The organism is Halorubrum sp. SP9, assembly GCF_005435015.1.
Taxonomy (GTDB): domain Archaea; phylum Halobacteriota; class Halobacteria; order Halobacteriales; family Haloferacaceae; genus Halorubrum; species Halorubrum sodomense.
Map to the genome: position 1 here is coordinate 1 of NZ_SGXU01000808.1, position 212 is coordinate 212.

The 212-nt window shown below is 68.9% G+C and carries 1 protein-coding gene; it reads right to left on the bottom strand.

Translation table 11 applies throughout. The features are described from left to right. Positions 1-212, bottom strand: a 212-nt coding sequence (locus EXE45_RS19380) for a thymidylate synthase (protein WP_137695231.1), incomplete at both ends; no start/stop codon positions are given.

A 212-nucleotide genomic window follows, 5' to 3' on the forward strand; every position in this document is an offset into this window, starting at 1 on the left:
TAGACGTGCGCGTCGACGACGGTGTGGCCGAACTCCCCCACCTCGAAGCCGGTCCGCTGGGCTAAGGCGTTCGCGAGCAGCGCGTACGCGGCGATGTTGAACGGGACGCCGAGCGCGATGTCGCCCGAGCGCTGCGTGAGGTGGAGGTTGAGCCGGCCGTCCTGGACGTTCACGACGAAGGTGTAGTGACACGGCGGCAGCGTGGAGACGGC